This window comes from Halalkalibacterium halodurans (assembly GCF_005671335.1).
GTDB lineage: Bacteria > Bacillota > Bacilli > Bacillales > Bacillaceae_D > Halalkalibacterium > Halalkalibacterium halodurans.
On record NZ_CP040441.1, the window covers coordinates 2,239,871 to 2,253,555 of the forward strand.

13 protein-coding genes and 1 pseudogene are annotated in these 13,685 nt (G+C 40.9%); 11 read left to right on the top strand and 3 right to left on the bottom strand.

The window, feature by feature from the left end; genetic code table 11:
- Nucleotides 1–41: 41 nt before the first annotated feature.
- The gene (locus tag FED51_RS10830) at nucleotides 42–656 is read right to left on the bottom strand and encodes a PH domain-containing protein (RefSeq protein WP_010898252.1); all 615 of its coding nucleotides are present in this window, start codon (nucleotides 654–656) and stop codon (nucleotides 42–44) included.
- Nucleotides 657–950: 294 nt separating this feature from the next.
- Here FED51_RS10830 and FED51_RS21385 point away from each other — a divergent pair, with 294 nt between their 5' ends.
- The 5 genes from FED51_RS21385 to FED51_RS10850 all read left to right on the top strand — a co-directional run bounded on the left by FED51_RS21385 (nucleotide 951) and on the right by FED51_RS10850 (nucleotide 3,905).
- A complete protein-coding gene (locus tag FED51_RS21385; protein WP_233443767.1) occupies nucleotides 951–1,172 on the top strand; it encodes a hypothetical protein in 222 nt (73 codons plus the stop codon).
- Between the two features lie 124 nt (nucleotides 1,173–1,296).
- Nucleotides 1,297–2,157, top strand: a complete 861-nt coding sequence (locus tag FED51_RS10835) for a sensor histidine kinase (RefSeq protein WP_233443770.1) — start codon at nucleotides 1,297–1,299, stop codon at nucleotides 2,155–2,157.
- The gene (locus FED51_RS10840; RefSeq protein WP_010898254.1) at nucleotides 2,084–2,716 is read left to right on the top strand and encodes a response regulator transcription factor; all 633 of its coding nucleotides are present in this window, start codon (nucleotides 2,084–2,086) and stop codon (nucleotides 2,714–2,716) included. Before FED51_RS10835 ends, FED51_RS10840 begins: the two co-directional genes overlap by 74 nt.
- A 120-nt stretch (nucleotides 2,717–2,836) precedes the next feature.
- Nucleotides 2,837–3,691, top strand: coding sequence for an ABC transporter ATP-binding protein (locus FED51_RS10845; protein ID WP_138090529.1), 855 nt, complete (start codon nucleotides 2,837–2,839; stop codon nucleotides 3,689–3,691).
- 13 nt (nucleotides 3,692–3,704) lie between these two features.
- Nucleotides 3,705–3,905, top strand: coding sequence for a hypothetical protein (locus FED51_RS10850; protein WP_053431112.1), 201 nt, complete (start codon nucleotides 3,705–3,707; stop codon nucleotides 3,903–3,905).
- Nucleotides 3,906–4,064: 159 nt separating this feature from the next.
- Here the strand turns inward: FED51_RS10850 and gdhA are convergent, their stop codons facing one another.
- On the bottom strand, nucleotides 4,065–5,441 hold the full coding sequence (gdhA, locus tag FED51_RS10855; RefSeq protein ID WP_010898258.1) for an NADP-specific glutamate dehydrogenase: 1,377 nt from the start codon (nucleotides 5,439–5,441) through the stop codon (nucleotides 4,065–4,067).
- 203 nt (nucleotides 5,442–5,644) lie between these two features.
- Here gdhA and gltC point away from each other — a divergent pair, with 203 nt between their 5' ends.
- The 3 genes and pseudogenes from gltC (at nucleotide 5,645) to FED51_RS10870 (ending at nucleotide 8,180) form a co-directional block, all read left to right on the top strand.
- Entirely contained in the window at nucleotides 5,645–6,550 is a 906-nt protein-coding gene (gltC, locus tag FED51_RS10860; RefSeq protein WP_010898259.1) for a glutamate biosynthesis transcriptional regulator GltC, read from the top strand.
- A 348-nt stretch (nucleotides 6,551–6,898) separates the two neighbouring features.
- Nucleotides 6,899–7,465 (top strand): TetR/AcrR family transcriptional regulator, encoded by a 567-nt coding sequence (locus FED51_RS10865; RefSeq protein WP_010898260.1) that lies wholly within the window; start codon nucleotides 6,899–6,901, stop codon nucleotides 7,463–7,465.
- A gap of 103 nt (nucleotides 7,466–7,568) precedes the next feature.
- Nucleotides 7,569–8,180, top strand: a pseudogene (locus FED51_RS10870) (GNAT family N-acetyltransferase).
- Between the two features lie 251 nt (nucleotides 8,181–8,431).
- On the opposite strand, the gene FED51_RS10875 reads toward FED51_RS10870, so the two are convergent.
- On the bottom strand, nucleotides 8,432–9,598 hold the full coding sequence (locus FED51_RS10875; RefSeq protein WP_010898262.1) for a family 8 glycosyl hydrolase: 1,167 nt from the start codon (nucleotides 9,596–9,598) through the stop codon (nucleotides 8,432–8,434).
- A gap of 473 nt (nucleotides 9,599–10,071) precedes the next feature.
- On the opposite strand from FED51_RS10875, the gene FED51_RS10880 reads away from it, so the two are divergent.
- From FED51_RS10880 to FED51_RS10890, 3 genes are all read left to right on the top strand, one after another.
- Nucleotides 10,072–10,620, top strand: a complete 549-nt coding sequence (locus FED51_RS10880) for a type 2 periplasmic-binding domain-containing protein (RefSeq protein WP_233443775.1) — start codon at nucleotides 10,072–10,074, stop codon at nucleotides 10,618–10,620.
- A gap of 31 nt (nucleotides 10,621–10,651) precedes the next feature.
- On the top strand, nucleotides 10,652–11,296 hold the full coding sequence (locus tag FED51_RS10885; protein WP_010898265.1) for a YesL family protein: 645 nt from the start codon (nucleotides 10,652–10,654) through the stop codon (nucleotides 11,294–11,296).
- 699 nt (nucleotides 11,297–11,995) lie between these two features.
- On the top strand, nucleotides 11,996–13,582 hold the full coding sequence (locus FED51_RS10890) for a response regulator (protein WP_233443795.1): 1,587 nt from the start codon (nucleotides 11,996–11,998) through the stop codon (nucleotides 13,580–13,582).
- Nucleotides 13,583–13,685: the final 103 nt, after the last annotated feature.

The window sequence follows — 13,685 nt, forward strand, 5'->3', positions numbered from 1 at the left end:
TAAAAACACCAGCGTTACATCGTGTTACGCTGGCGTTCTCGTTAATTTTGAATATATTTTGAAAAAACATCACCGAAATCTTTTCTTGTGTTTTCATTATACGTTGTATCGAGCCAATCAAAGGCGAATTTCGTTGCTTTTTCAAATTCTTCGGAAATCGTCCCATCATGGAAGCGGTTATCCGTGAACAATTCTTTTGAATAGGTTAAACCACTTTTGGCATAGTCCTTCCGCCGATCTTGTTCAATTTGAATATGAGAAATGGCGACTAACGATTTATACAGGTCTGCAATTGCTTCTCCTTCTCTACGATCAATATCAACAGAAAAAGCTTTTTCTCCAATAGTAAATTTGATTTCTAAATCTAAATCAATCGTACCTGCCGTTTCAATCATAATGTTTCGAATAGGGAACAAGTAATAGTCATAACGATATATGTTTCGCTTACTGCTTGTCGCTTTTGCTCCATCAAGGTGAATGAGGGAACGATTGGTAAAGCAATATTCATCGGTTTTTGATTTGATGAGAAAATGAATGTTTTCTCCGTCCTCATGCAAGACATAGTCATCTGATTCCGTTTTGTCAAAATCCTCCGGACGAATAATCTTACCGATATCACTAATCCCAAGAGCATCGCTGGCAATTTTTTTAAACATGTCCACACCCCCTTCTATTATCCTATTTGTTCCATTTCGAATTTACCATAAAAATATAATAAATAAAAGATGAAAGCTGATAGAATGTAGATAAAATCTCCGTTTTTTTGCCTAATCATAAAAAGGGGGACGGTATCTGAATCGAAAAAAATCTTGGTCTCTCTGAAGTAAGATGGTAAAGTCGACAGTGTAAGGGTTAAAGTTCCTTAAATCCTGGGGTTGTTTTTTGTATATCATAGTATAATAAGAAAAAGGTTTGTTGTTACTTCCGACGTGTGTGGGAGGCTTTGTGGCATGGGAAAATCGTATTTTATTTGGCTTGCAGTCCATTTTGTTATCTGGGTATTTGTTCTTTTACATATAGAACCAAGCATACACAATAGTCAATTGGCGAGCATTTGTCTGTTTTTTATCATTTTATTTATCCTCCCCCTCTTTAAACGAAAGCCATGGATCCAAGCAGCATTGTTTAGTATTCAAGCATTGACTACCCTCATCTTTTTTTTATCCTACTGACAATGGATTAAACCTTTATGCTCTCCTCGTACATGGGTTAATTATAGCGGAAGCAGTTTTTTACCTATCTCATTGGCAAAGCTTCGTTGTGATGGGCGTTCAGCTTGGTAGCGCAGCATGGATCATGATACACGCGATCCTTCCGACTTCCGCGTTCACTTTCTCCGTGCTTTTTTATCTATTAGTCGCGATTGCAATGTTGTACCATCAATCCATACATAGACGCGGACTCGAGAGTGAGAAAAAGAAAGATGCTTTATTAGATGAATATCGAAAGATGAAAAGGCAACTCTTAACGGAAGAGGAGCAGGCAAGACAGGATGAACGGATGTTGATCGGTCATGAAATCCATGATTCAGTCGGTCATAAACTTACAGCACTCGTCATGCAACTTGAGGCTTTCCGTCTGACAGCAGCAGAGCAAGATAAAGAAACAATCGAAAGCTTGAAAGTACTAGCTGAACGAAGTCTAGAGGAAACGAGACGGGCGGTCAAATCTTTTAAGCACAAAGAAGTAGGCGGCTTGCAAGGAGTTATCCGTTTAATCCGAAAGTTAGAAATGGAGAGCTTTATGAACATCCATTTCTCTGTCAAGCATGGGGCGTTTGCTGCACCATTAACTGGGGAACAGTCCTTTGCTATTTATCGTGCGATTCAAGAAGCGTTGACGAATATTATGAAACATAGCTCGACACGGGAAGCGCAAGTCTTATTTGAATCGCCTGGCGGGAGCGTTTTTCGTTTTGAAGTCCTAAACGCGGCCCCTCCCAATCCTTTTTTTCAAGAGGGCTATGGATTGAAAGGGATGAGAGAACGATTAGAAAAAGTGGGCGGTTCACTGGATATCGTTCAAAATGAACGCCAATTTATCGTAACAGGGAGCATACGATTATTTGAACGGAGAGGATCATATGATCAAGGTATTATTAGCGGAAGATCAAGTAATGGTTCGCCAAGGCTTGAAGGTCATGATCGAGACAGATGAGGATATTTTCGTAACGGGAGAAGCAACGAACGGTAAAGAAGCGATCCGTTTATGTGAAAGCCAACGTTTCGATGTCGCCGTTTTGGATATTCGCATGCCTGAAATGGATGGAATTGAAGCGGCCAAGGTTTTACGTTCACGCTTTCCCGAGATGAAAATTCTCATGCTCACCACTTTTGATGATCACCAATATGTAATGGAAGCTCTAAAACTAGGAGTTAGTGGCTATATGCTGAAAGATGGAGATACAGAATCCCTCATTCGTTCGATTAAAAGTGCGCTGAACGGCGGCCTCTCGTTGGAGGATCAGGTTGCAGCAAAAGTGATGCCCGTGTTGCTACAACATGAAGAGGCCATCCCAATCGATCCTACCTTAACCCCGAGGGAAATTGCGATCTTAAAATGTATTGGCGAAGGTCTGAATAATAAGGAAGTAGCCGAACGGCTAGGCTTATCTGTGGGAACAGTCAAAAATCAGACGAGTCAGATTTTAGATAAACTAGCCTTAAGGGATCGAACCCAACTGGCGATCTATGCGATTCGTCATCGGCTCGTATGATGATAAGAAAAAGTGACAAAAGTAATAGATGTTAGACCTTCGAGTGACCAGAGTCAGTAGCGGCTTTGGTTTTTCTGTTTTAAGATGCAATTACACAACAGAGGGAAAGGGGAAAAAAGGATGCTTGAAACGATCAATTTGTGCAAAACTTTTAAAGGACAGCCAGCCGTGCAAGAGGTCAATATGTATTTGAACTCTGGTGAATCCGTTGGCTTGCTAGGCCCAAATGGGGCAGGGAAATCAACGACGATCTCTATGATCTCAACTTTGATTAAACCGACAAGCGGAGAAATTAAGCTTAATGGTATAAACATTATTAGTCATCCAGGAGACATTCGAAAAATTTTAGGCGTGGTGCCACAGGAGTTAGCCCTTTACCAAGAACTTTCAGCTTATGAAAACCTTAAATTTTTCGGTTCAACTTATAAAATGAAAGGAAAACACCTTGAAAATAGGATTCAACATGCATTAGAAATTGTTGGATTAAAAGACCGTCAAAAGGATTTGGTCAAAACCTTTTCTGGTGGAATGAAACGCCGGATTAACATTGCAGCAGCCCTGCTCCACGAGCCGAAAATTCTTATTTTAGATGAACCAACGGTTGGTATCGACCCGCAATCGAGAAATCATATTCTTGAAACAGTCCGAACATTAAATGAAAACGAAGGAACAACGGTTTTATACACGAGTCATTATATGGAGGAAGTCGAACAGCTCTGTGATCGATTGTACATTATGGACCATGGGGAAATTATTGCAGCAGGTACGAAAGAGGAACTACTGAGCATTTTATCGACGGAGGATACGATTAAAGTTGAACTTAGTAAGATTGACGAAACTTTTGTTCAGAATGTGAAGATGATCGAAGGTGTACGTAAGGTAGAGGCTTCTCATTCGCAATTGAAAATGATCGCGAAAACAGAGCAGTTTTACGCTATTTATTCCATCGTTAATCCCGCTAATTCCTCTGATTAGTGGGGCCTATATGATGCCTGGTACAATTACGAATCCAGTATTGTTGTTTATCGCTGACCTTTTTCCGATGGCTCATGCCATGGATGCAATGATGTCTGTCATTTTCTATCATGCTGGGTTGTCAGATGTCATAATGGCACTCCTCACTATGTTACTGATTGGGATCATTGCCATGGGCCTAGGGATTAATCTTATCGAACGGAGGAATCAGTAGCCCGACTTCTCCTTAAGTTCAACTACCTAAAAATACAGGTGAAACAACCCACAGACTTCCCTCGACAAGCCTGTGGGTTGTAGCATTGATGGTAATGCTTAGATTTTCTCAAACGGATACTATCAAAAAGCTATGAAATAAGGGAACTCAATGCAAACACTAGACGACCCCGTGGGAAATCATGGCATCTGCAACTTTCACGAATCCAGCAATGTTGGCGCCGACCACAAGATTTCCAGAAGCCTCATACAACTCCGCCGCCTTTATGCTTTCGCGATAAATGTTTTTCATTATCTCATACAGCTTGGCATCCACTTCCTCAAAAGTCCACGCTAATCTTGTGCTGTTTTGTGCCATTTCCAAAGCAGACACGGAAACACCGCCTGCATTCGCCGCTTTCGCAGGCGCAAACAGTACTCCATGCTCTTGAAAGGTATGGACAGCTTGAAGTGTGGAAGGCATATTGGCTCCTTCACCGACTGCTTTCACACCGTTAGCGATTAACATCGTTGCAGCCGCTTCATCGAGTTCATTTTGTGTTGCACAAGGCAAGGCAATGTCGCACGGAACAGACCATATACCTGAGCAACCTTGAACATAATGAGCATGGGGATGTTCGTTTACGTATTCGCTGATCCGTTTTCTTTCGACTTCTTTCAAACGCTTGACCGTCTGTAAATCGATGCCGTTTTTGTCGTAGACGTAGCCTCCAGAATCGCTGCATGCTACCACTTTTGCACCGAGCTGCATCGCTTTTTCCATGGCGTAAATCGAGACATTTCCCGATCCCGATACAACAACCGTACTCCCAGCAAAGCTGAAGCCGTGATCTTTGATCATTTCTTCTACAAAATACACCGTGCCGTAGCCAGTCGCTTCTTTTCTGGCAAGACTTCCGCCGTAGCCAATGCCTTTTCCAGTCAGCACTCCGGCCTCAAAGCCGCCACGCATTTTTTTATACTGCCCGAACATATAGCCAATTTCCTTGGCGCCCACACCGATATCTCCTGCAGGAACATCTATATCCGGTCCAATATAGTTGCTAAGCTCTGACATGAAGCTTTGGCTAAAACGCATGATTTCACCGTCGCTCTTTCCTTTTGGGTCAAAATCGGAGCCGCCTTTGCCACCGCCAATTGGTTGACCTGTTAAAGCGTTTTTAAATATTTGCTCAAATCCGAGAAATTTAATGATGCTTGCATTAACAGAAGGATGAAACCGCAAACCACCTTTATACGGTCCGAGAGCACTGTTAAATTGTACACGAAACCCACGATTCACTTGGACGTTTCCTTGATCATCCACCCAAGGGACTCGAAAGGAAATAACTCTTTCCGGTTCTACGATTCTTTCGAGTATCGCTTGCTTAACATATTGAGGATGCTTCACAAGGACAGGTAGTAACGAATCAAACACTTCCTTAACCGCTTGATGAAATTCATGTTCATTCGGATTACGTCGTTTCACGGTTTCGTATACGTGCTGTACATAATACTGAACGTCATACGTTTGTTTCTCTCTTACCAATGTTGTCATTCCACGGCCTCCCTAACTCCTTTATGTCAATCTTTCAAAAAGTCTCTCATTGTAACAGAATCCTTTTTACGTCATGAGGATTTATTCATGTGAACAAGAATAGATATCTGCTTGGAAGTATTTTATAATTAAATAAATCATCTAATCAATATCAATAATTGATAAGTTTAATGCCTTTTTTAGATGAATGTGAAGGTGATGCTATGGAATTCAGACAATTAACGTACTTCATGGAAGTGGCAAAACGAGAGCATGTAACCGAAGCGGCTGCCGCTCTACATGTAGCTCAATCTGCAGTCAGCAGACAGATCTTTAACTTAGAAAACGAATTAGGCGTTGATCTGTTTATTAGGGATGGACGTCGAGTGAAATTGACTCCCATCGGTAAAATGTTTTTAGAGCGAATCACTCATGCCATGAATGTCATTGATGATGCCAAACGAGAAGTTCAAGAGTATCTAGACCCAGAAAAGGGGACAATTCGTGTCGCATTTCCGATCAGCCTTGCAGCATATACATTGCCAACGGTTATTTACGCATTCCGCAAACGATATCCAGAGGCAAAGTTTCAGCTGAAACAAGCTCTTTATCATGAGCTGATCAATGGGGTTATTAAAGGGGACTATAATATGGCACTTATTGGCCCGGTTCCCATGGACGAAAAGAAAATTGCTCGTAAAATCTTATTCACTGAACAGGTTGTTGCACTCTTGCCGTTGCATCATCCATTGGCTGAAAACAACGCAATCCATTTACGAGATTTGAAGGATGATCCATTTGTTTTGCTCCCAGAAGGGTTTGTTTTCAGAGATATTGTCATCAATGCATGCTCCGATCTAGGGTTCTATCCCAACATCGCTTTTGAAGGGGATGATATCGATGCATTGAAAGGCTTAGTTTCGGCAGGATTAGGAGTCACATTAATGCCGGAAGTCACTCTTGTTGATAGCACGCCTCGCTCAACTGTCAAAATTCCGCTGATTGAGCCGAACGTGACAAGGACCGTTGGTGTGATCACTCCGACTGAACGAGGGCTTTTGCCAACAGAAGAATTATTTTATGCCTTTCTAGAAGAATTTTTTACACAGCTCCATCATTTTAAACATTAACCTGTATCAAAACGAGTGAAGGAAAGGCACGTAAGAAAATCGGAGAATCATACGGATCTGTGGCACTACCCAACTAAACGTTTCGTCATAAGGCGGCTTCTTTGCTTATTCGTTCGAAATGGCGACGGTGGATCGTCGCTCGAAGGCACCAACGAAAACACAGCAACACAAAAATCAGGAGAACCGCCATCAAACGGTTCTCCTGATTTTATGTTTTAAGGTGTTTTTAGGACAGCCTCTTTGCTTAATAGCCCTTATGACAGTTGACATACTATCCATTTATGATTTATACTTTTATCAAGTGATATATTTTTATATCAAAAACATCTAAATAAGGAGAAAAACAAGATGAAAAACGGGATGTCACCAACAAAAGAAGCACGTTTCAAAGCGATTCTTGATGCCGCTACCGAGCTTTTAGTTGAAAAGCCGACCGCGTCCATGAATGAGATTGCGGAATATGCAGGAGTGGGTGTGGCCACTCTCCACCGCTATGTTGAGAACAGAGAAAAGCTAATGGTTTATTTGGGTTACCGAGCCATACAGGCAGTAAGTGAAACTATTGAGGGCATTCCGCTGAATGAAGAAAACGATGAAAACTATATCTCTAAGCTGGTTGAAGCATTAATCCCACTAGGTGACAAAGTGTATTTTCTTGGGCATGACGCATCGGTATATTATAACAAAGAGTTAGAAGAAGCGGACGAAAAGTTAAGAGCACCTGTTCGCTGCGTTATTCAGCGTCTACAGAAAAAGGGATTTTTTATCCAATCGGTTAACAGTGAATGGATCTTAAATGTGCTTTACTCGTTACTTTTCCTAACATGGCAGCAAGTGCAAGAAGGCCATATAGCTAAAAATTCTGCCGCTTCACTTGTGTTAAGTACGTTTTATCACGGTTTCAGAGCAAAGTAACAGTTGATCATCCTACAATCAGAGGGCAATTTGATTTCATTTACATCCTAAAACAACAGCATTCTGATCATTAAATAAGTAGCGAGACAAAGGAGTGTCCATGATGTCACATATCTCAATCGTAAAGGCAGACCCACAATCCCAGCTCGGAGCTAGCCTGAATCAAATGGCACTAGATTATATGGTTAACCCACTAGCAGGCTCTAACAATAAGAACATAATTGATGCAACGTTTCGTAAGTTATGGCAATCGAAAAACAACCGCTTTAGCCATCAGTACGCCTTTGAAGCGCAAATCGATAGACAAACGTTAGGAATGATTACATGTTATCCAATTAAGGTTTTAAAACAGCTTGCCTGGCCGACCTTTAAGCAGCTGTTTTCTTATCGTAAATTGCAGCTTTTTTATTATAATATTCGAAACCTAAAATTACTCTATTTCATCACCACGATGAAAGAGGGGGAAGATGACGAGTTTCATGTCGGAACCATCGCCACATTGCCAGAAAGTAGAGGGTTAGGGGTAGGGAGCCAGCTTCTTCAATTTGCCGAAGTGCAAACGTCTTTACAAGGATTTTCCAAATGCTCTTTAACGGTTAAAAAGGAGAATAAACTTGCGATTAAACTATATCAAAAGATCGGTTAACATATAACAGGAGAAATCAATAAACCTGCATTTTCATTGTACCGAATGGTGAAAACAATAAGTGGATAACAAATAAGTCCTGTTTAAAAGAACCCAACAAACAAGTCTTCGTACTGACAAACATTTAGCCGGTTCCATTTACCATGGTGGAAGCCGGCTTTTTCTAGGCTTTGCTTAGTTTGGTCATGATTAGCTTTCATATAAAGGACACCTCTTCTGTATGGTATGTTTGATTCTCAACAAATCAACTATACCAAACGGCTGGGTGCTTTCTTATGCAATTTTTCATGAGCATAAGAGTATTTCAATAACGTCAGCAACTAGTGTTCCTCTTCTTGGCCCTCAGGAAACCAAATTTTAAAATTGCCGCTTAGTGCGAGCATCGCAAACAAATATAAACAATTATCGTAATAACGGCGGTTGCCGGTGCGAACCGGTGTGTTCCAGAACAAATCCACATTAGCTTTAGCGTATGGTCCATCAACAGAGGCTAAAGAACCCATCGCGTTAGTAGCAATCAGTCCGACAGGGTGCAATGATTTCTCTTCGAACGGTTCCCCGTCTATTTTATAGCGGCGGTAGTCTTCAGGCTCCTTATCTGCAAAAAACGCCTGGATCTTATTTATCTCTTCTGCCGACCACTCGCTTCCTCCGAACCATTCAGCGTCAAGTCCAATATTAGCAGCCACACGATAAGAATCGCTAAAAAAGTGGCCGTATCCCTTTTCATCATTTGGCGTTCCATCATAGTAAGCATACTCAGGCGCAAGTCCTGTTTCAGGATGGCAAGCTATTTTCAAATACTCCCGGCTCGCTTCAGCAGCCTCTTTCCAGAAGACGCGGTCCTCTTCGTTTGCCCATAAACTGAACAGTTCATAAAAATGGGGGAGATGATAAGAGGGATCACTGAACTCCACTTCAGGTATGAATTTAATGAGCTTATTATCCCGGTTCCACATTGGATGGCCAGGACCACCTTCACCATTGTGCACGCAAGTATGAAGTAGCTTACGAGCTTGTTCGCTGTAATTAAACGGCTGTTCATCACCATCGCCCCAGCGGTGCGAAGCAAAAAATAATGCAAGGGCAAAATATTCCTCTCCGTCCGGAGCTGGGCCCCAGGAGTTTTTAGTGCCATCAGGCTGGCATGACCAAGCGAAGTAGCCCGCGTGCACGCCTTCCGTCATATACATATTCTTCATCGTCCAATTCCAGATCCGGTCGAAAATATCCTTTCTGTCCATTTGAACAGCCATCATCATTCCGTAGGACATTCCTTCAGTCCGCACATCGAGGTTTCCCGTATCGAGGAGATAACCTAGATCATCGCCCACTTCATAATAAATTTTCGTTTCTGGGTTATCGCCAAAAAGCTGTTCCCATGTGTCCTTAACTCGTTCTTGGATTTCCGCTTCCGAATACCCGAATTCCTTGAAAAGATTTCGGTACTCCCTCGTATAAAATGCACCTTCTGTCGTTTTCTTCATAAGAAACTGCCTCCTCAATTAATAGTTTTAGCTCCATCCTTTTGAAAAAGAAGTAATTAAACTGCCATTCAAATCTATATAACTTTCCGTTTCATCTCTAAAAGATGGTCGATATGCTCTTTTTGCAATGCAAGCCCGATCTGGCTGCTCCTAAGCAAAGCTTCCAGCTGTTAACGAAACGCCTCGCATGTTCGTGACTTTAATTTTTCCCAATAAAATCACGCTCCCTTTTAGCCAGATTATATCAGGGGAGGGGAGGAGGCGTAATGAAGGAAACTAAAGATCATTCTTTAAAAAATATAGTATTTGGTAGGGGCTTAGCAGAATTCTTAAATTTTTTCGGTAAAAACTATAGTTTGCTATCTTTATTTTGCTGAAAAACTAGAATATTATTATTTATAAATTACATTTTCTTAACAGATAAATTAAAGCGCTTTCATAGGTTGGCGCTAAAGAAGAGGTAGTTTTTATCGGTGAAAAAAAATCTGGTGTTAGTTTGGATGGCTACGCTTCTCCTGCTCACTGCCTGCGGAGCTGAAGGACGGGGTGATGACAGCAGTCTGAATGTAATGTTCATTTCAGAAGTTCCTGTTCATTATGAAGAGAATTTCGGGCCATATTTAGATGAAATACTGTCAGACAGCGAGTTGGACTATGAAAGTATAGAAATCAATGTTGAGCTTTTTCCCGTTTCCCACGAAAAACTTACCATTTCGATTATTGAGCGGGAAGTTGATATTTTTATAGTGGATGAAGGGCTTCGGCACATTCTCCTTGATCCATACGGGCTGCAGCCGCTTGATCCATTGATGGAGAGGGTCACTGTCGATGTCGACGAATTTATTATACAGGATGAAGCAACAGGGGAATTTCACCTGTACGCGATCCCCCTAAATAATGACTCGTCCCTAGTCAAGGATATGGGGTTAATACTACCAACACCGATGATTGGCGCTATAACGAAGGACAGCCCTCATACTGAACTTGCACTTTATCTATTACAGGAGTTTTATGGAAACTAAAATTATTTTTTTGAAAAAAGGGGGATAAACTATGCAGCCAGGCTGGATGTCGAGCAGATTTTACCAAACATGTGACTGGATATGGAAATTAGCATATATCAATTTATTATGGCTTAGCGGTACACTCCTCGGCCTTGTAGTACTAGGCTTTCTGCCGGCAACAACAGCAATGTTTACCGTGCTGCGGAAGTGGTTTACAGGAAATCCCGATGTGGCCATTACGAGAACCTTTTTCCAGGCCTATAAAAACGAGTTTTTAAAGATAAATCTATTAGGGGCTGTACTACTTCTGGGAGCCTATATCCTCTATTTTAACTATATGTATCTCGGAACAGTGGAAGGCACAGTTCATATGGTTCTGTCCCTCGGCTGGTATGCATTTTTAATTCTTTACATCATCACCCTGTTCTATATTATACCTGCATATGTTCATTACAATTTGAAATTATTCCAGTATATTAAGACAGCGCTTATCATTGGGTTTGTAAACCCTTTAGCACTGGTTACACTGGCTATCAGCATTGGACTTCTTGGCTATCTGCTTTATCTCGTACCAGGACTGATACCTTTCTTCGGGCCAAGCACATTCGCCTTGATCGTTATGTGGTGCGCGAACATGTCATTTAACAGAGTTGAGAAGAAGAAAGAGAAGCTTGAATTAGCGGGGCAAAACTAAGTTTCTGACACTGACGTATGAATTTTCACGATTCATAGGAGATGGAAGTTAATAAAAAAGGATTCTTGAAATGTACGCTTGCTGAAATAAAGAAAATTACAGTCCTGCCCTCAAACGGCAAATTTCTAAGTTTAATCTTCTATTTTCTTCAAAAGCTGTGACAACAAGCAATCTATATGGTTGGTACGGTGGAATGACATATGGGAGAACTGCGAGAAGCACCTATCAAACAATTTTCAGGCTACATGGATAAACAATAGCACCACGAACAGGACATTTGAGAGTAAAACAAAGGTAAAAAGAGAAAAATAGTTAATTGCGACCAAGCTTGATTGTGACTACACAGCCATTTTATGCGAATTACCTGCTAGCTACTGTTGAATTTCCAACTGGTTAAAGGTTAAAAGAGGGGAGGGAGGGACAAACTACACCAGATATTGCAACAGATTGGCCGATAAACGACACTTATTGGACAATCTGTCGGCCTATGGCAAAGTCAGCATAGAAAATCTCCTCCACCCCTATATTCACAAAAAATAAGTGCGAGAACCCTTCCCTGTCACCCTCGCAGTCTCACTTAAAAACAAAACTTTCTTCCTTTACCATGATAACGTTATTACATTGTAACCAATTTACTATTTTGCTAAAATTACCTTAGGTTTGATAGTATACTATCTTTTTTCACCCGCAGCAGAGGGAGTGATTTATTTGTACAAAGTACTTTTAGCAGATGACGAATTTTTTGTAAGGCATGGGTTAAAAAGCTTAATTGAATGGGAAAAATGCGGCTACGAAGTTGCAGCTGAAGCTGATAACGGTGAAGATGCCTTTAAGCTGGTACAGGAAATAAAGCCTGATCTTGTCATTACGGATATAAGAATGCCTGTATTTGACGGGCTGCAACTGATACAAAAAGTGAATGAAACATTATCTTTCAATACAAAATTTATTATTATTAGCGGATATAATGATTTTTCATACGCACAAAAGGCCGTGCGTTTCGGGGCCGTAGACTTTGTATTAAAACCAATCGACCAGGACGAACTGGAAGCAGCTCTCATTAAACTTGCGGCGACCCTTGATCAGGAAAAAGCAACAAATTCTGATCAAGAAAAAGTGCTTCTAGACCAAATTTTCATTCACTCTCTTGGAGAAAATAAAAAGGAAAATGAGGTTCGCCGCTGGGCCGCGAAATTAAATATAAATAATCGCGACTTTTATTATTATTTATTACTGGAGGTAAATAACCTGTCTCTGGATAAGGGGTTCATAAATGAACAGTACAAAGAACCTATCAGAAAGGTTATCAGGGAAACTGTTGCAAGACAGGCTGCTACAGAGGAGTATACGGCAATTTACGAACAGCTCGATCATGCGTATGGGCTGCTGATTACATCAGAGCATCTAAAAAAATTTAACGGACAGATTGAACCGCTTGCTGAAAAACTAAGGAAGGATATTCAAGACTTTACAAACATCCCCCTGACTGTATATGTAGGAGCGAAAACAGATGATTTGTCAACCATTAAGAAATCATATGAAACAGCGAACAGCCTACGAAACTATAAATATATTTTTAATGAAAAAAATGTGTTTATCCACGAACAGACAGAGAGCGTAGATACAACATATGATGAACTTAATAATCACCTGTTTGTAACTTTGATGGAACAGATGGAGGAAAACAACTCCGACCGAATCGTTAATATTATTGATAAAATTTTTTCAGAATTCCAGACAAAAAAATTCGTCCCGAGCGCAGTCAAGACATCGGTTAACCGCTGTGTGCACAAGGTGATGCAGACAGTTCAGGCAATGGAAGGGGATACGGGGAAGATAATCTCTGCACAAGCAATGACAAACTGGGAAAGCTACAATCTTACTTTTGACCAGCTAAAACAGGTTTTTACGAAGTTTGTCCTTGAAGCAGCCGTTATCATTCAGGAACTGCGTAAAGAAAATATGAAGGGCGATATTTATAAAGTTAAAACTTATATTGAAAATCACTACCATGAGAATATCAGCCTGAAAAGTATTGCCAGCTTATTTTATATGAATCCTGTATATATGGGGCAGCTATTCAAAAAAACGTTTGGCGTCTATTTCAAGGAGTATCTGCTTAAATTAAGAATAAACGAAGCAAAAAAACTTCTCAGGCAGACAGATATGCGTGTTTATGAGGTGGCTGAAAGAGTAGGGTTCGGGAGCACCGATTATTTTGTTACACAGTTTGAGAAAATTAATAAAATGACTCCGACAGAGTACCGGAACAAGCTGCTAAAATAAGTAGATTCCAGGTCAAATATGGACAGATGGATACCGCAGCAGATGGCTGCAAACTTAGCAGGATTCATAAACGCTTCAAATTACTAGTGAAGGATAAAACTAA